The sequence below is a fragment of the Desulfobulbus alkaliphilus genome (genome assembly GCF_016918545.1).
GTDB lineage: Bacteria > Desulfobacterota > Desulfobulbia > Desulfobulbales > Desulfobulbaceae > Desulfobulbus > Desulfobulbus alkaliphilus.
In genome coordinates this window covers 1-444 of sequence record NZ_JAFFQC010000254.1, presented here as the reverse complement: position 1 = coordinate 444, position 444 = coordinate 1, and the positions used below count along the sequence as shown (strand labels likewise).

Below are 444 nucleotides of genomic sequence, written 5' to 3'. Positions count from 1 at the left end.
GTTCGGCGATGTGCTGATGTTCGACTATCCCGGCTCCGGCGATACCCCGGGGCAGGCCAGCTTCGCGACCTACAGAGATGCAGGCGAGGTCATCGCGGCGACCGCCCGAGCCTAGGCTGACGCCGAAGGCCGCAGGTTGATCGCATGGGGGCATTCCCTGGGCGGTCCGATCTGCGCCGAGGCCGCGCGTGTCATCCGCGCCGACGCCCTGGTGCTAGAGGCGACCACGCCGACCGCCCGCGCCGCCGTTGATTCAATGGTGGGTCTGTGGCGGCCGATCGTCCGCGTCCAGTTGGCCGAGCCCCTGACCATAGTGGATGTGCCCGCGACGCTGGACGGCTATTCAGGCAAGGTCGTCGTGCTGGAAGCCTCTCGCGACACGACCCTGCCGCCCGTACTCAGCCGCAAACTTGCTCATGATCTTCGGGCGAGAGGCGTGAACGT

Annotated in this window: 1 protein-coding gene; it reads left to right on the top strand. The window is 67.6% G+C overall.

What is annotated here, in order from left to right; genetic code table 11:
• Nucleotides 1–136: 136 nt before the first annotated feature.
• Nucleotides 137–444, top strand: a 308-nt coding sequence (locus tag JWG43_RS20885) for an alpha/beta fold hydrolase (protein ID WP_205244376.1), incomplete at its 3' end; no start/stop codon positions are given.